Source organism: Legionella cardiaca (genome assembly GCF_029026145.1).
GTDB lineage: Bacteria > Pseudomonadota > Gammaproteobacteria > Legionellales > Legionellaceae > Tatlockia > Tatlockia cardiaca.
The window spans coordinates 1,670,375-1,690,426 of sequence record NZ_CP119078.1; the positions used below are offsets into that span (position 1 = coordinate 1,670,375).

The following is a 20,052-nucleotide window of genomic DNA, read 5'->3' on the forward strand; positions in this document are numbered from 1 at the left end:
GAGAAAAAATTACAAGTCAAGACTGGTTTTTTCTTTTTTATTTGGTACGATAACCGTCAATTCTCTTACTCCATTAACACTCCACAATCTGTGGATATTTTTTTAGCTATTCAGCTATTATTCCTAGTTCCCTCAATCTTTTTCCATAAAAAAGTCAATAAAACAATACCTTTTTCGTAAAAAGTTATATCAAGTAAAAATAGAAATATCCACAGTTTCTGTGGATAACATTGTTAATACTATCTCTAAGTCATTGTTCTCAATTCAAATTGAAACACTGATTACGTATTTTACAAACGTCTTTTGTTATTTCTCAACGAAGAATCATATGTTATGCATCAACGACAAGATTACCATTTTGAACAAGTGAATTAATAACTTCTGCCGGGTTAGCTAAAGGCGTTCCAGCAGGATCTGTCGTTAAATTAACACCTTGGAAAATAACCGTTTGTGAAGGATTAGAGAAATCACCACCGCCATCAGCATCAATTTTCAGAGTTGTAGCATTCGTTCCGCTGTCATAGGTAAAATTGAGATAACTCTGCAGACTTGCACCATCAGCATGCTCACCACTCAAGAAATCTGAGAGATTTAATACATCACCACCCTGGCTGGCAGGTGCTTTGTTAAAATCAGTAATGGTGTCCGTTGATGGCATAGGAATATTACCATCGTCTTTCATCCACAAAAAGGTGTCACTGCCAGAACCGCCAGTTAGGCGATCAGTACCTTTACCCCCTTGTATTAAATCAGCTCCTCCTCCACCACTTATTATGTCGTTACCATCTAAACCTTGAAGTATATTTGCAGAACTATTTCCAGTTAACGTGTCATTAAAATTAGATCCAGTGAGGTTTTCAATATTGATTAAAGTATCTTTACCTGCCCCTATGGTCTCTTGAGAAGAAGTTGTATTCAAAGTAACGTTAACACCTGCTGCTGCATCAATATAAGTCGCAGTGTCATTTCCCGCACCACCGTCTAACTTATCATTGCCAGCACCGCCAGCAAGAATGTCGTTTCCATCCCCGCCGTTTAGTGTATCATTGCCGCCTAGGCCAATGAGAATATCATCACCGCCACCACCATTTATGGTATCCGCAGCTGAAGTTCCAGAGCCATCTCGTCCTAACAAAATTTCATTTCTATACGTACCGTCTAAAGTATCTTGATTCTCTTGGGAACGATTAATATCGACATTTGCAGTTGCTGACTCATTCCCCGTTGTATTTGTGTAGGAAAACGGATGAGGTGTCAAAACATCATACGTGCCATCTTTTGCGCTAGCATCCTCCTCTACAAAATTAACAGTGTTGGTTGCAAGACTTACACTACCTTCGTCTGGGTTAGATGAAACACTAGTAATTGTTGAAGCTCCACTTCCACCGGAGTCATTAGCTAATAATGCCCAGGTTGGGATTCGAATCATATCATTTCCGGCAACCGCAGCTTGATTGGTAAGAATAAGGTCATCTCGAACAATCAAAGGTTGATTCGTTCCAGCAACATTAAAAATAAAATTGATTGTTGCACTAGCACTATCTCCATCATTATCAGTTATTACAAAATCAATTGCTCGATTTATTGGACTTGTTAATTGATCAGGAGGCGTGAATGTGTAACTACCATTATCCAGATCTACAGAAAACATTTCACCCGTGCTTAGGGTAACTATTAATACATGGCTAGTGGTATCGTAAGTATAACTGTTCGTTCCTTCACTAGGAGAGCCGCTGGTAGTAATAGCATTAAGGTTACTGTTAACTGTATAAGTAATACCGTTTACTGTAACAGCATGAATATGTCCACCACCATCCGCGCCAAAAGAATCCAGAGGGGTAGGACCGGTAATTAAACTACCAGTGATGGGACTAGTTGTAATGGTATTTACCAAAACAGAGGATAAATCACCAAGATCATTAACAACAATGGCTGGGATGTTGGTACCATTGGTGCCATTATATGCAATAGGTTGAAGGTTACTTACTGAAATATTATCACCCATACCTAACGCATAAGATCTTATCTGTTCGCCTCCAGCGGCTGAACCATTAGTATCACGAAGAAATGCTTCCCATGCAGCCTGCTCATTAGATTGAATACCATTTTGGAATTGTGTGCCCTGAACGTCGGGCCAATCAGAGGATGCGGTGGGATTACCATCAGAAATAAAGTAAGAAACGTTTTGAGCATTTGCAATTCGTCCATTAGCTTGCCCAACCTCACCAGTATTAAATGCACTCATAGCTGTAATAAGTGCTGCATCAAAATTTGTGGTACCACCCACAGCAAGCCCTAGAATTGTATTTTTAGCAGCATCTACAGTCATCCAACCAGAACCATTCGCTGTTGCTGACGTACTGAATGTTACAATTCGCACTTTTACATTACCAAGCGCTTCATATTGTTCCAGCAATTCTAATGAAGAATTGATTAATGCTGCAATACCATCCCCTTGCATACTTCCAGAAACATCAAGAATTAACATCAAATTGGTATCAACTCCTTCACTTGTTATTCCTTCCCGAGTAATGTTTGATGCCACCGGCGTATCATCATTCACCGTGATTGATAATCCATTAGCTGGGGCTGTGACTACATCCCCATCTGCATCACTTGCCCGTACCATTGAACCTAAGTTAATCACTAAGTTATTTTCATTATTACCCGGGGCATGATCTAAAGGTTTTAACAAATTAAAACTATAAGCTCCGGTATTATTATCAAGAGTTAAAGTAAATACAGCAGCGCCACCTATGCCGGCTGTTGCAGTCAGCGTACTGCCACTTATTGTATAACTTAATCCAATGCCACCAGAGCTAAGGCCCTGACTTTGCAAGGCACTGACATCAGTATTTAAACTATATGTCAGTGGCGCATCGGCACCAGACTGGAACAAGCTGGTAACACTGCCTGCAGCGGTTACTGCTTCTCCGGCCACATCCCCCGTGCCACCGGCAATACCGCCAGCCAAACCGTCTTCATCAACCGTGGCACTAACGGTATTGCTACTGGCAACCGGTGTGTCATCATTAACGGTAATCACCAGGCCACTGGCATTCGCAGTCACCGTATCGCCATCACCGTCGGTCGCAGTAATGACAGAGCCAAGATTCAAGGTTAAATTATTTTCATTATTACCCGGAGCATGATCGAGGGCTTTTAACAAGTTAAAGCTGTAATTGCCACTACCATCAAGAGTGAAGGTGAATACCGTCACAGCACCGGCTTTGGCGGTCAGGGTATTACCGCTGACTGCATAGGTTAAGGCAACGCCACCAGAGCTTAAACCTGCCAAAGCACTGGTGTTGCCATTTAAACTGTAGGTCAGCGGCGCATCGGCACCAGCCTGGAATAAACTGGTAACACTGCCTGCAGCGGTTATTGCGTTTCCTGCCACATCCCCCGTACCACCGGAAATACCGCCAGCCAGGCCATCTTCATCAACCGTGGCACTAACGGTATTGCTACTGGCAACCGGTGTGTCATCATTAACGGTAATCACCAGGCCATTGGCATTCGCAGTCACCGTATCGCCATCACGGTCGGTCGCAGTAATGACAGAGCCAAGATTCAAGGTTAAATTATTTTCATTATTACCCGGGGCATGATCGAGGGCTTTTAACAAGTTAAAGCTGTAATTGCCACTACCATCAAGAGTGAAGGTGAATACCGTCACAGCACCGGCTTTGGCGGTCAGGGTATTACCGCTGACTGTATAGGTTAAGGCAACGCCACCAGAGCTTAAACCTGCCAAAGCACTGGTATTACCATTTAAACTGTAGGTTAGCGGCGCATCGGCACCAGCCTGGAACAAAATTGCAAGACTGCCCGTAACCGTCGTTGCCTCTCCTGCCACATCTCCCGTACCACCAGCAATACCACCAGCCAGACCGTCCTCATCCACCGTTGCTGTTACTGACGTGTTTATAACAATTGGCGTGTCATCATTAACGGTAATCACCAAACCATTTAAAGCACCTGTAACCATATCACCATCACGGTCGGTGGCTCTAATCATGGAACCAAGGTTAATGGATAAATTATTTTCATTACTACCAGCCGCATGATCTAAGGGTTGCAACAAATTAAAGCTGTAGGTACCGCTGCTATTAAGCGTTAAGATAAAGACCGCCATATTGCCTGCCAACGCAGTCAGGGTATTGCCACTTACCGTGTAACTTAAGCCAACCCCACCGGAACTCAGCCCTTGATTTTCTAAAGCGGTGGTGGCGGTATTTAAACTATAAGTCAGTGGCGCATCAGCACCAGCCTGGAAAAGGCTTGCAAGACTGCCTACAGCGGTTACTGCGTTCCCTGCCACATCCCCCGTGCCGCCGGCAATACCGCCAGGCAAACCGTCTTCATCAACCGTGGCTATTACTGAAGTATTTGTCGCAATTGGCGTGTCATCATTAACGGTAATCACCAGGCCACTGGCATTCGCAGTCACCGTATCGCCATCACGGTCGGTCGCAGTAATGACAGAGCCAAGATTCAAGGTTAAATTATTTTCATTATTACCCGGAGCATGATCGAGGGCTTTTAACAAGTTAAAGCTGTAATTGCCACTACCATCAAGAGTGAAGGTGAATACCGTCACAGCACCGGCTTTGGCGGTCAGGGTATTACCGCTGACTGCATAGGTTAAGGCAACGCCACCAGAGCTTAAACCTGCCAAAGCACTGGTGTTGCCATTTAAACTGTAGGTCAGTGGCGCATCGGCACCAGCCTGGAATAAACTGGTTACACTGCCACTTGCAGCGATTGCCTCTCCTGCCACATCTCCCGTGCCACCGGCAATACCACCAGTCAGACCATCTTCATCAACCGTAGCTGTGACTTGCGCGCTACTGGCAACCGGTGTGTCATCATTAACGGTAATCACCAAACCATTTAAAGCAGCAGTCACCGTATCGCCATCACCGTCGGTGGCTCTAATCATGGAGCCAAGGTTAATGAGGATATCATTTTCATTGCTGCCGGCCGCATGATCTAAGGGTTGCAACAAATTAAAACTGTAGGCACCGGTGCTGCCATTAAGCGTTAAGGTAAAGACTGCCACGTTGCCTGCCAACGCGGTCAGGGTATTGCCATTCACCGTGTAACTTAAGCCAACGCCACCGGAGCTTAATTCCTGATTTTCCAAAGCGGTGGTGGCGGTATTTAAACTGTAAGCCAGCGGCGCATCAGCACCAGCCTGGAATAAACTGGTTACACTGCCACTTGCAGCAATTGCTTCTCCTGCCACATCCCCCGTGCCACCGGCAATACCGCCAGCCAGACCGTCTTCATCAACCGTGGCACTAACGGTATTGCTACTGGCAATCGGCGTGTCATCATTAACGGTAATCACCAAACCATTTAAAGCAGCAGTCACCGTATCGCCATCACCGTCGGTCGCAGTAATGACAGAGCCAAGGTTCAAGGTTAAATTATTTTCATTATTACCCGGGGCATGATCAAGGGCTTTTAACAAGTTAAAGCTGTAATTGCCACTACCATCAAGAGTGAAGGTGAATACTGTCACAGAACCGGCTTTGGCGGTCAGGGTATTACCGCTGACTGCATAGGTTAAGGCAACCCCACCAGAGCTTAAACCTGCCAAAGCACTGGTGTTGCCATTTAAACTGTAAGTCAGCGGCGCATCAGCACCAGACTGGAACAAGCTGGTAACACTGCCACTTGCAGTGATTGCTTCTCCGGCCACATCCCCCGTACCACCGGCAATACCGCCAGCCAGACCGTCTTCATCAACCGTGGCACTAACGGTATTGCTACTGGCAATCGGCGTGTCATCATTAACGGTAATCACCAAACCATTTAAAGCAGCAGTCACCGTATCGCCATCACCGTCGGTCGCAGTAATGACAGAGCCAAGGTTCAAGGTTAAATTATTTTCATTATTACCCGGGGCATGATCAAGGGCTTTTAACAAGTTAAAGCTGTAATTGCCACTACCATCAAGAGTGAAGGTGAATACTGTCACAGAACCGGCTTTGGCGGTCAGGGTATTACCGCTGACTGCATAGGTTAAGGCAACCCCACCAGAGCTTAAACCTGCCAAAGCACTGGTGTTGCCATTTAAACTGTAAGTCAGCGGCGCATCAGCACCAGACTGGAACAAGCTGGTAACACTGCCACTTGCAGTGATTGCTTCTCCGGCCACATCCCCCGTACCACCGGCAATACCGCCAGCCAGACCGTCTTCATCAACCGTGGCACTAACGGTATTGCTACTGGCAACCGGTGTGTCATCATTAACGGTAATCACCAGGCCACTGGCATTCGCAGTCACCGTATCGCCATCACCGTCGGTGACTCTAATCATGGAGCCAAGATTAATAAGAATATCATTTTCATTACTGCCGGCCGCATGATCTAAAGGTTGCAACAAATTAAAACTGTAGGCACCGGTGCTGCTATTAAGCGTTAAGGTAAAGACCGCCACATTGCCTGCCAACGCGGTCAGAGTATTACCATTCACCGTGTAACTTAAGCCAACGCCACCGGAGCTTAATTCCTGATTTTCCAAAGCGGTGGTAGAAGTATTTAAACTGTAAGTCAGTGGCGCATCGGCACCAGACTGGAATAAACTGGTAACACTGCCTGCAGCGGTTACTGCTTCTCCTGCCACATCCCCCGTGCCACCGGCAATACCGCCAGCCAGGCCATCTTCATCAACCGTAGCACTAACGGTATTACTACTGGCAATCGGCGTGTCATCATTAATCGTAATCACCAGGCCACTGGCATTCGCAGTCACCGTATCGCCATCACGATCGGTCGCAGTAATGACAGAGCCAAGATTCAAGGTTAAATTATTTTCATTATTACCCGGGGCATGATCGAGGGCTTTTAACAAGTTAAAGCTGTAATTGCCACTACCATCAAGAGTGAAGGTGAATACCGTCACAGCACCGGCTTTGGCGGTCAGGGTATTACCGCTGACTGCATAGGTTAAGGCAACGCCACCAGAGCTTAAACCTGCCAAAGCACTGGTGTTGCCATTTAAACTGTAGGTCAGTGGCGCATCGGCACCAGCCTGGAATAAACTGGTTACACTGCCTGCAGCGGTTATTGCGTTTCCTGCCACATCCCCCGTACCACCGGAAATACCGCCAGCCAGACCGTCTTCATCAACCGTGGCACTAACGGTATTGCTACTGGCAACCGGTGTGTCATCATTAACGGTAATCACCAGGCCATTGGCATTCGCAGTCACCGTATCGCCATCACGGTCGGTCGCAGTAATGACAGAGCCAAGATTCAAGGTTAAATTATTTTCATTATTACCCGGGGCATGATCGAGGGCTTTTAACAAGTTAAAGCTGTAATTGCCACTACCATCAAGAGTGAAGGTGAATACCGTCACAGCACCGGCTTTGGCGGTCAGGGTATTACCGCTGACTGTATAGGTTAAGGCAACGCCACCAGAGCTTAAACCTGCCAAAGCACTGGTATTACCATTTAAACTGTAGGTTAGCGGCGCATCGGCACCAGCCTGGAACAAAATTGCAAGACTGCCCGTAACCGTTGTTGCCTCTCCTGCCACATCTCCCGTGCCACCGGCAATACCACCAGCCAGACCGTCCTCATCCACCGTTGCTGTTACTGACGTGTTTATAACAATTGGCGTGTCATCATTAACGGTAATCACCAAACCATTTAAAGCACCTGTAACCATATCACCATCACGGTCGGTGGCTCTAATCATGGAACCAAGGTTAATGGATAAATTATTTTCATTACTACCAGCCGCATGATCTAAGGGTTGCAACAAATTAAAGCTGTAGGTACCGCTGCTATTAAGCGTTAAGATAAAGACCGCCGTGTTGCCTGCCAACGCAGTCAGGGTATTGCCACTTACCGTGTAACTTAAGCCAACCCCACCGGAACTCAGCCCTTGATTTTCTAAAGCGGTGGTGGCGGTATTTAAACTATAAGTCAGTGGCGCATCAGCACCAGCCTGGAAAAGGCTTGCAAGACTGCCTACAGCGGTTACTGCGTTCCCTGCCACATCCCCCGTGCCGCCGGCAATACCGCCAGGCAAACCGTCTTCATCAACCGTGGCTATTACTGAAGTATTTGTCGCAATTGGCGTGTCATCATTAACGGTAATCACCAGGCCACTGGCATTCGCAGTCACCGTATCGCCATCACGGTCGGTCGCAGTAATGACAGAGCCAAGATTCAAGGTTAAATTATTTTCATTATTACCCGGAGCATGATCGAGGGCTTTTAACAAGTTAAAGCTGTAATTGCCACTACCATCAAGAGTGAAGGTGAATACCGTCACAGCACCGGCTTTGGCGGTCAGGGTATTACCGCTGACTGCATAGGTTAAGGCAACGCCACCAGAGCTTAAACCTGCCAAAGCACTGGTGTTGCCATTTAAACTGTAGGTCAGTGGCGCATCGGCACCAGCCTGGAATAAACTGGTTACACTGCCACTTGCAGCGATTGCCTCTCCTGCCACATCTCCCGTGCCACCGGCAATACCACCAGTCAGACCATCTTCATCAACCGTAGCTGTGACTTGCGCGCTACTGGCAACCGGTGTGTCATCATTAACGGTAATCACCAAACCATTTAAAGCAGCAGTCACCGTATCGCCATCACCGTCGGTGGCTCTAATCATGGAGCCAAGGTTAATGAGGATATCATTTTCATTGCTGCCGGCCGCATGATCTAAGGGTTGCAACAAATTAAAACTGTAGGCACCGGTGCTGCCATTAAGCGTTAAGGTAAAGACTGCCACGTTGCCTGCCAACGCGGTCAGGGTATTGCCATTCACCGTGTAACTTAAGCCAACGCCACCGGAGCTTAATTCCTGATTTTCCAAAGCGGTGGTAGAAGTATTTAAACTGTAAGTCAGTGGCGCATCGGCACCAGCCTGGAACAAGCTGGTAACACTGCCACTTGCAGTGATTGCTTCTCCGGCCACATCCCCCGTGCCACCGGCAATACCGCCAGCCAGACCGTCTTCATCAACCGTGGCACTAACGGTATTACTACTGGCAATCGGCGTGTCATCATTAACGGTAATCACCAAACCATTTAAAGCAGCAGTCACCGTATCGCCATCACCGTCGGTGGCTCTAATCATGGAGCCAAGGTTAATGAGGATGTCATTTTCATTACTGCCGGCCGCATGATCTAAAGGTTGCAACAAATTAAAACTGTAGGCACCGGTGCTGCCATTAAGCGTTAAGGTAAAGACTGCCACATTGCCTGCCAACGCGGTCAGGGTATTGCCATTCACCGTGTAACTTAAGCCAACGCCACCGGAGCTTAATTCCTGATTTTCCAAAGCGGTGGTGGCGGTATTTAAACTGTAAGTCAGTGGCGCATCGGCACCAGACTGGAATAAACTGGTTACACTGCCACTTGCAGCGATTGCCTCTCCTGCCACATCTCCCGTGCCACCGGCAATACCGCCAGCCAGACCGTCTTCATCAACCGTAGCACTAACGGTATTGCTACTGGCAACCGGTGTGTCATCATTAACGGTAATCACCAGGCCATTGGCATTCGCAGTCACCGTATCGCCATCACGGTCGGTCGCAGTAATGACAGAGCCAAGATTCAAGGTTAAATTATTTTCATTATTACCCGGGGCATGATCGAGGGCTTTTAACAAGTTAAAGCTGTAATTGCCACTACCATCAAGAGTGAAGGTGAATACCGTCACAGCACCGGCTTTGGCGGTCAGGGTATTACCGCTGACTGTATAGGTTAAGGCAACGCCACCAGAACTTAAACCTGCCAAAGCACTGGTATTGCCATTTAAACTGTAAGTCAGCGGCGCATCAGCACCAGACTGGAATAAACTGGTTACACTGCCACTTGCAGCGATTGCCTCTCCTGCCACATCCCCCGTGCCACCGGCAATACCACCAGCCAGACCGTCTTCATCAACCGTAGCTGTGACTTGCGCGCTACTGGCAACCGGTGTGTCATCATTTACGGTAATCACCAGACCACTGGCATTCGCTGTCACCGTATCGCCATCACCGTCGGTGACTCTAATCATGGAGCCAAGATTAATAAGAATATCATTTTCATTACTGCCGGCCGCATGATCTAAGGGTTGCAACAAATTAAAGCTGTAGGTACCGCTGCTATTAAGCGTTAAGATAAAGACCGCCGTGTTGCCTGCCAACGCAGTCAGGGTATTGCCACTTACCGTGTAACTTAAGCCAACCCCACCGGAACTCAGCCCTTGATTTTCTAAAGCGGTGGTGGCGGTATTTAAACTATAAGTCAGTGGCGCATCAGCACCAGACTGGAATAAACTGGTAACACTGCCTGCAGCGGTTACTGCTTCTCCTGCCACATCCCCCGTGCCACCGGCAATACCGCCAGCCAGGCCATCTTCATCAACCGTAGCACTAACGGTATTACTACTGGCAATCGGCGTGTCATCATTAATCGTAATCACCAGGCCACTGGCATTCGCAGTCACCGTATCGCCATCACGATCGGTCGCAGTAATGACAGAGCCAAGATTCAAGGTTAAATTATTTTCATTATTACCCGGGGCATGATCGAGGGCTTTTAACAAGTTAAAGCTGTAATTGCCACTACCATCAAGAGTGAAGGTGAATACCGTCACAGCACCGGCTTTGGCGGTCAGGGTATTACCGCTGACTGCATAGGTTAAGGCAACGCCACCAGAGCTTAAACCTGCCAAAGCACTGGTGTTGCCATTTAAACTGTAGGTCAGTGGCGCATCGGCACCAGCCTGGAATAAACTGGTTACACTGCCTGCAGCGGTTATTGCGTTTCCTGCCACATCCCCCGTACCACCGGCAATACCGCCAGCCAGACCGTCTTCATCAACCGTGGCACTAACGGTATTACTACTGGCAACCGGTGTGTCATCATTAACGGTAATCACCAGGCCATTGGCATTCGCAGTCACCGTATCGCCATCACGGTCGGTCGCAGTAATGACAGAGCCAAGATTCAAGGTTAAATTATTTTCATTATTACCCGGGGCATGATCGAGGGCTTTTAACAAGTTAAAGCTGTAATTGCCACTACCATCAAGAGTGAAGGTGAATACCGTCACAGCACCGGCTTTGGCGGTCAGGGTATTACCGCTGACTGTATAGGTTAAGGCAACGCCACCAGAACTTAAACCTGCCAAAGCACTGGTATTGCCATTTAAACTGTAGGTTAGCGGCGCATCGGCACCAGCCTGGAACAAAATTGCAAGACTACCCGTAACCGTCGTTGCCTCTCCTGCCACATCTCCCGTACCACCAGCAATACCACCAGCCAGACCGTCCTCATCCACCGTTGCTGTTACTGACGTGTTTATAACAATTGGCGTGTCATCATTAACGGTAATCACCAAACCATTTAAAGCACCTGTAACCGTATCACCATCACGGTCGGTGGCTCTAATCATGGAACCAAGGTTAATGGATAAATTATTTTCATTACTACCAGCCGCATGATCTAAAGGTTGTAACAAATTAAAGCTGTAGGTACCGCCGCTGCTATTAAGCGTTAAGATAAAGACCGCCATATTGCCTGCCAACGCAGTCAGGGTATTGCCACTTACCGTGTAACTTAAGCCAACCCCACCGGAACTCAGCCCTTGATTTTCTAAAGCGGTGGTGGCGGTATTTAAACTATAAGTCAGTGGCGCATCAGCACCAGCCTGGAAAAGGCTTGCAAGACTGCCTACAGCGGTTACTGCGTTCCCTGCCACATCCCCCGTGCCGCCGGCAATACCGCCAGGCAAACCGTCTTCATCAACCGTGGCTATTACTGAAGTATTTGTCGCAATTGGCGTGTCATCATTAACGGTAATCACCAGGCCACTGGCATTCGCAGTCACCGTATCGCCATCACGGTCGGTCGCAGTAATGACAGAGCCAAGATTCAAGGTTAAATTATTTTCATTATTACCCGGAGCATGATCGAGGGCTTTTAACAAGTTAAAGCTGTAATTGCCACTACCATCAAGAGTGAAGGTGAATACCGTCACAGCACCGGCTTTGGCGGTCAGGGTATTACCGCTGACTGCATAGGTTAAGGCAACGCCACCAGAGCTTAAACCTGCCAAAGCACTGGTGTTGCCATTTAAACTGTAGGTCAGTGGCGCATCGGCACCAGCCTGGAATAAACTGGTTACACTGCCACTTGCAGCGACTGCCTCTCCTGCCACATCCCCCGTGCCACCGGCAATACCACCAGCCAGACCATCTTCATCAACCGTAGCTGTGACTTGCGCGCTACTGGCAATCGGTGTGTCATCATTAACGGTAATCACCAAACCATTTAAAGCAGCAGTCACCGTATCGCCATCACCGTCGGTGGCTTTAATCATAGAGCCAAGGTTAATGAGGATATCATTTTCATTACTGCCGGCCGCATGATCTAAAGGTTGCAACAAATTAAAACTGTAGGCACCGGTGCTGCTATTAAGCGTTAAGGTAAAGACCGCCACATTGCCTGCCAACGCAGTCAGGGTATTGCCATTCACCGTGTAACTTAAGCCAACGCCACCGGAACTTAATTCCTGATTTTCCAAAGCGGTGGTAGAAGTATTTAAACTGTAAGTCAGTGGCGCATCGGCACCAGCCTGAAACAAGCTGGTTACACTGCCACTTGCAGCAATTGCTTCTCCGGCCACATCCCCCGTGCCACCGGCAATACCACCAGCCAGGCCGTCTTCATCAACCGTGGCTGTGACTTGCGCGCTACTGGCAACCGGTGTGTCATCATTAATCGTAATCACCAGGCCACTGGCATTCGCAGTCACCGTATCGCCATCACCGTCGGTGGCTCTAATCATGGAGCCAAGGTTAATGAGGATATCATTTTCATTGCTGCCGGCCGCATGATCTAAGGGTTGCAACAAATTAAAACTGTAGGCACCGGTGCTGCTATTAAGCGTTAAGGTAAAGACCGCCACATTGCCTGCCAACGCAGTCAGGGTATTGCCATTCACCGTGTAACTTAAGCCAACGCCACCGGAACTTAATTCCTGATTTTCTAAAGCGGTGGTAGAAGTATTTAAACTGTAAGTCAGTGGCGCATCGGCACCAGCCTGGAACAGGCTTGCAAGACTGCCTACAGCGGTTACTGCGTTCCCTGCCACATCCCCCGTGCCGCCGGCAATACCGCCAGGCAAACCGTCTTCATCAACCGTGGCTATTACTGAAGTATTTGTCGCAATTGGCGTGTCATCATTAACGGTAATCACCAGGCCACTGGCATTCGCAGTCACCGTATCGCCATCACGGTCGGTCGCAGTAATGACAGAGCCAAGATTCAAGGTTAAATTATTTTCATTATTACCCGGGGCATGATCGAGGGCTTTTAACAAGTTAAAGCTGTAATTGCCACTACCATCAAGAGTGAAGGTGAATACCGTCACAGCACCGGCTTTGGCGGTCAGGGTATTACCGCTGACTGCATAGGTTAAGGCAACGCCACCAGAGCTTAAACCTGCCAAAGCACTGGTGTTGCCATTTAAACTGTAGGTCAGTGGCACATCGGCACCAGCCTGGAATAAACTGGTTACACTGCCACTTGCAGCGATTGCCTCTCCTGCCACATCCCCCGTGCCACCGGCAATACCACCAGCCAGACCATCTTCATCAACCGTAGCTGTGACTTGCGCGCTACTGGCAATCGGTGTGTCATCATTAACGGTAATCACCAAACCATTTAAAGCAGCAGTCACCGTATCGCCATCACCGTCGGTGGCTTTAATCATAGAGCCAAGGTTAATGAGGATATCATTTTCATTGCTGCCGGCCGCATGATCTAAGGGTTGCAACAAATTAAAACTGTAGGCACCGGTGCTGCTATTAAGCGTTAAGGTAAAGACTGCCACATTGCCTGCCAACGCGGTCAGGGTATTGCCATTCACCGTGTAACTTAAGCCAACGCCACCGGAACTTAATTCCTGATTTTCTAATGCGGTGGTAGAAGTATTTAAACTGTAAGTCAGCGGCGCATCAGCACCAGCCTGGAATAAACTGGTTACACTGCCTGCAGCGGTTACTGCTTCTCCTGCCACATCCCCCGTGCCACCGGCAATACCGCCAGCCAGACCGTCTTCATCAACCGTGGCTGTGACTTGCGCGCTACTGGCAACCGGTGTGTCATCATTTACGGTAATCACCAGGCCACTGGCATTCGCAGTCACCGTATCGCCATCACCGTCGGTGGCTCTAATCATGGAGCCAAGGTTAATAAGAATATCATTTTCATTACTGCCGGCCGCATGATCTAAAGGTTGCAGCAAATTAAAGCTGTAGGCACCGGTGCTGCTATTAAGCGTTAAGGTAAAGACTGCCACATTGCCTGCCAACGCGGTCAGGGTATTGCCACTTACCGTGTAACTTAAGCCAACGCCACCGGAGCTTAATTCCTGATTTTCCAAAGCGGTGGTGGCGGTATTTAAACTGTAAGTCAGTGGCGCATCGGCACCAGCCTGGAATAAACTGGTTACACTGCCACTTGCAGCGATTGCCTCTCCTGCCACATCTCCCGTGCCACCGGCAATACCGCCAGCCAGACCGTCTTCATCAACCGTGGCACTAACGGTATTGCTACTGGCAACCGGTGTGTCATCATTAACGGTAATCACCAGGCCACTGGCATTCGCAGTCACCGTATCGCCATCACGGTCAGTCGCAGTAATGACAGAGCCAAGATTCAAGGTTAAATTATTTTCATTATTACCCGGGGCATGATCGAGGGCTTTTAACAAGTTAAAGCTGTAATTGCCACTACCATCAAGAGTGAAGGTGAATACCGTCACAGCACCGGCTTTGGCGGTCAGGGTATTACCGCTGACTGCATAGGTTAAGGCAACGCCACCAGAGCTTAAACCTGCCAAAGCACTGGTGTTGCCATTTAAACTGTAGGTCAGTGGCGCATCGGCACCAGCCTGGAATAAACTGGTTACACTGCCACTTGCAGCGATTGCCTCTCCTGCCACATCCCCCGTGCCACCGGCAATACCACCAGCCAGACCATCTTCATCAACCGTAGCTGTGACTTGCGCGCTACTGGCAATCGGTGTGTCATCATTAACGGTAATCACCAAACCATTTAAAGCAGCAGTCACCGTATCGCCATCACCGTCGGTGGCTTTAATCATAGAGCCAAGGTTAATGAGGATATCATTTTCATTACTGCCGGCCGCATGATCTAAAGGTTGCAACAAATTAAAACTGTAGGCACCGGTGCTGCTATTAAGCGTTAAGGTAAAGACCGCCACATTGCCTGCCAACGCAGTCAGGGTATTGCCATTCACCGTGTAACTTAAGCCAACGCCACCGGAACTTAATTCCTGATTTTCCAAAGCGGTGGTAGAAGTATTTAAACTGTAAGTCAGTGGCGCATCGGCACCAGCCTGAAACAAGCTGGTTACACTGCCACTTGCAGCAATTGCTTCTCCGGCCACATCCCCCGTGCCACCGGCAATACCACCAGCCAGGCCGTCTTCATCAACCGTGGCTGTGACTTGCGCGCTACTGGCAACCGGTGTGTCATCATTAATCGTAATCACCAGGCCACTGGCATTCGCAGTCACCGTATCGCCATCACCGTCGGTCGCAGTAATGACAGAGCCAAGATTCAAGGTTAAATTATTTTCATTATTACCCGGGGCATGATCGAGGGCTTTTAACAAGTTAAAGCTGTAATTGCCACTACCATCAAGAGTGAAGGTGAATACCGTCACAGCACCGGCTTTGGCGGTCAGGGTATTACCGCTGACTGCATAGGTTAAGGCAACGCCACCAGAGCTTAAACCTGCCAAAGCACTGGTGTTGCCATTTAAACTGTAGGTCAGTGGCGCATCGGCACCAGCCTGGAATAAACTGGTTACACTGCCACTTGCAGCGATTGCCTCTCCTGCCACATCCCCCGTGCCACCGGCAATACCACCAGCCAGACCATCTTCATCAACCGTAGCTGTGACTTGCGCGCTACTGGCAACCGGTGTGTCATCATTAACGGTAATCACCAAACCATTTAAAGCAGCAGTCACCGTATCGCCATCACCGTCGGTGGCTCTAATCATGGAGCCAAGGTTAATGAGGATATCATTTTCATTGCTGCCGGCCGCATGATCTAAGGGTTGCAACAAATTAAAACTGTAGGCACCGGTGCTGCCATTAAGCGTTAAGGTAAAGACTGCCACATTGCCTGCCAACGCGGTCAGGGTATTGCCATTCACCGTGTAACTTAAGCCAACGCCACCGGAGCTTAATTCCTGATTATCTAAAGCACTGGTATTGCCATTTAAACTGTAAGTCAGCGGCGCATCAGCACCAGACTGGAATAAACTGGTAACACTGCCACTTGCAGTGACTGCTTCTCCTGCCACATCCCCCGTGCCACCGGCAATACCACCAGCCAGGCCGTCTTCATCAACCGTAGCTGTGACTTGCGCGCTACTGGCAATCGGCGTGTCATCATTGACGGTAATCACCAGGCCACTGGCATTCGCAGTCACCGTATCGCCATCACCGTCGGTGGCTTTAATCATAGAGCCAAGGTTAATGAGGATATCATTTTCATTACTGCCGGCCGCATGATCTAAAGGTTGCAACAAATTAAAACTGTAGGCACCGGTGCTGCTATTAAGCGTTAAGGTAAAGACCGCCACATTGCCTGCCAACGCGGTCAGGGTATTGCCATTCACCGTGTAACTTAAGCCAACGCCACCGGAGCTTAATTCCTGATTTTCCAAAGCGGTGGTGGCGGTATTTAAACTGTAAGTCAGTGGCGCATCAGCACCAGACTGGAATAAACTGGTAACACTGCCTGCAGCGGTTACTGCTTCTCCTGCCACATCCCCCGTACCACCGGCAATACCACCAGCCAGGCCGTCTTCATCAACCGTGGCACTAACGGTATTGCTACTGGCAATCGGCGTGTCATCATTAACGGTAATCACCAAACCATTTAAAGCAGCAGTCACCGTATCGCCATCACCGTCGGTGGCTTTAATCATAGAGCCAAGGTTAATGAGGATATCATTTTCATTGCTGCCGGCCGCATGATCTAAAGGTTGCAACAAATTAAAACTGTAGGCACCGGTGCTGCTATTAAGCGTTAAGGTAAAGACCGCCACATTGCCTGCCAACGCGGTCAGGGTATTGCCATTCACCGTGTAACTTAAGCCAACGCCACCGGAGCTTAATTCCTGATTTTCCAAAGCGGTGGTAGAAGTATTTAAACTGTAAGTCAGTGGCGCATCGGCACCAGCCTGGAATAAACTGGTAACACTGCCTGCAGCGGTTACTGCTTCTCCTGCCACATCTCCCGTGCCACCGGCAATACCGCCAGCCAGGCCGTCTTCATCAACCGTAGCTGTGACTTGCGCGCTACTGGCAATCGGCGTGTCATCATTAATCGTAATCACCAGGCCACTGGCATTCGCAGTCACCGTATCGCCATCACCGTCGGTGGCTTTAATCATAGAGCCAAGGTTAATGAGGATATCATTTTCATTGCTGCCGGCCGCATGATCTAAGGGTTGCAACAAATTAAAACTGTAGGCACCGGTGCTGCTATTAAGCGTTAAGGTAAAGACCGCCACATTGCCTGCCAACGCAGTCAGGGTATTGCCATTCACCGTGTAACTTAAGCCAACGCCACCGGAACTTAATTCCTGATTTTCCAAAGCGGTGGTAGAAGTATTTAAACTGTAAGTCAGTGGTGCATCAGCACCAGCCTGGAATAAACTGGTAACACTGCCTGCAGCGGTTACTGCTTCTCCTGCCACATCCCCCGTGCCACCGGCAATACCACCAGCCAGACCGTCTTCATCTACAATTACATTAATTTTATTGTTAGTAATAACAGGGCCATCGTCTTCAAAAGAAATGTTTAATGCATTGGTACTAATCGCTTGAGCTGAATCACCATCTTTATCGGTTACCGTTTGTACCACATGAATAGCAGCAGCTAAGGACAACGCATCATCATAAGCTGCGGCAGTATTACCATCAATTTGGTGTTCGAGGGTTGCTGCTTGGGTTACTGTAATTTCACCGGTAATACTATTAATGGTAATTGTAAAAGCCAAGGTACCATTACTTCCTACTCGCCCTTCATATTGAGTATCAGATACTTTATGAAGCAAAATTTCATCGAGCGGCGCAGACTGCCCTGTTAACCATAAACCAGTATGCGCTTCATCTGTTGCCGTTAAGTGATAATTTACGGAACCCGCTCCGTCAGCACCAAAAATGGGGGTTTCAAATAGTCCAGCAACTGTCGTTGCTGCTACTGTAGCGGGATTAATACCATCACTGCTAAGAGAGGATTCATCAAGGGTAATATCAGCCTGTATATTTTTAGCTTGTGCGATAGGAGCATCATCAGCAAAATTAAAAGCCAACCCAATATTGATTGAGACGGTACTAGTATCTCCATCATTATCAGTTGCCTTTATAGTTAAAGTGATCAAATCAGCAGCGGCTAAATGCATACTATCATTTGGATTAGTAGCATCATTGTGAACTATAGCTAGTTGTTGATCTAAGGTAAGTTTACCTTCTGCATTCAATGAGACTTTAAACGCTACAGGACCTTCATTAGCGTTTTCACGCCCAACACGACCTACTACACTTCCATCCTCAAGGAATAAATAGATTTTTTGTCCAGTTTGTGTATCAACAAGTCCAGAATCAATACCATTAGCTTTAATATCCAGGCGATAAGTAATAGAGTCACCGTTAGCAGGACCGTCGGTACCAAAATTTACGTTAAAAGCTGTTTGCACGTCAGTAGAAGCGTTATCCGAAAGAACACTTTCATCTACAGTCAAATTTAGATTTACAGGATTCGCATCCAGTCTTGGTCCATCGTCATGAATAGTTACAGTAAATTGATTAATGGCAACAGCTCCGTCATCTCTGGTCAAAGTCACTGTGATAGGAATGGTAATACTGTCATTAGAATCTGTAGAATCAGAATGTTGGATAGGCTTAAGTTGTGTAAATTGATATTGTCGAGTATCGGAATTATAGGTTAGAGACCAACTGTTATCATTTGCAGTTAAAGTATAAGTAGCATCATCCCAGGTGGCGTCAGCTGCAGTAAAAGTTAATGATTGTATCTGTGACAAACCAGTATTGGACTGTAGAGATTCAGAGCCTACTTGCATGCCAAATGTTTCATCAAATGTCAGATTTGTAACTGCCAGTTCAACAGGTTCGGATGGAGATTGAGGTGGTTCTGGTATTGGTGGCTCTGGTACCGGTGGTTGAGGCTCAGATTGAGATATCGACTCGGTTTCAACTGATGTTAATCTTCTTTCAAATAGAGGAATGTATCTTTCAGCCCCCTCGCTTGAAAAGCTCCCACCTCTTGTATCATAACCTGCAGCAACATGACCAACACCAAAGTAGGGATCCAGAATAAAAGTATCACCTCCACTACCTAATGGCGTTTCTTCACCTGCCGCCGTGGCTTCTAACATGTTAAGCAAGGGAATAGGATCAATTCCATTAGCAACTGCTTGTTCAATCAGATTTTCAATGTCAGCTTGAGTGATAACACTTTTTAAGAGTGGTGAAATTCCATCCAACTTAAAGGGGTGCCCTACTTCAAGAGCGGTCCATCCCACACCTAAATGGTGTAAAATTGCCTCACCGCTTAATAGAATAAGCTGCTCACCGGGAACCACTTTAGCCCCATTTTTGGCGATTGAGCTCTGTCCATTTGGATGATTCTTAATTAAAAAACCATTTAAAGCATCTACTACGGGCAAAGATTTATTCATATCAATCTCGCAATTTCAATCTAAAACCTGTATTCCAATAATTTATCCCTACCTATTGCCCTGCTTTAATGACAAAACACCACTTGTTTAATACTTTAATTTCAACAAGAGAATCATTAGCGTTTTGGACATCCTTATAAATTCACTAGAGATTTACGATATATAACCCTATCTGTATAAATATAGTACACAATAGGTCTTCATAAATGATTGAATACCTTTTTTTGCAAATTCTTTACCAAAATTTTATTAACTAAATCAAACTCAATTTCCGT

The 20,052-nt window shown here is 47.5% G+C and carries 1 protein-coding gene; it reads right to left on the reverse strand.

The window, feature by feature from the left end; genetic code table 11:
• Positions 1-331: 331 nt before the first annotated feature.
• Complete coding sequence (locus PXX05_RS07245) at positions 332-19,777, reverse strand: T1SS-143 repeat domain-containing protein (protein WP_275090396.1); 19,446 nt, start codon at positions 19,775-19,777, stop codon at positions 332-334.
• Between the last annotated feature and the right edge of the window lie 275 nt (positions 19,778-20,052).

Excerpts from the sequence above, each read along its gene's own strand:
- PXX05_RS07245 (WP_275090396.1), bottom strand. The coding sequence starts at position 19,777 with ATGAATAAATCTTTGCCCGTAGTAGATGCTTTAAATGGTTTTTTAATT.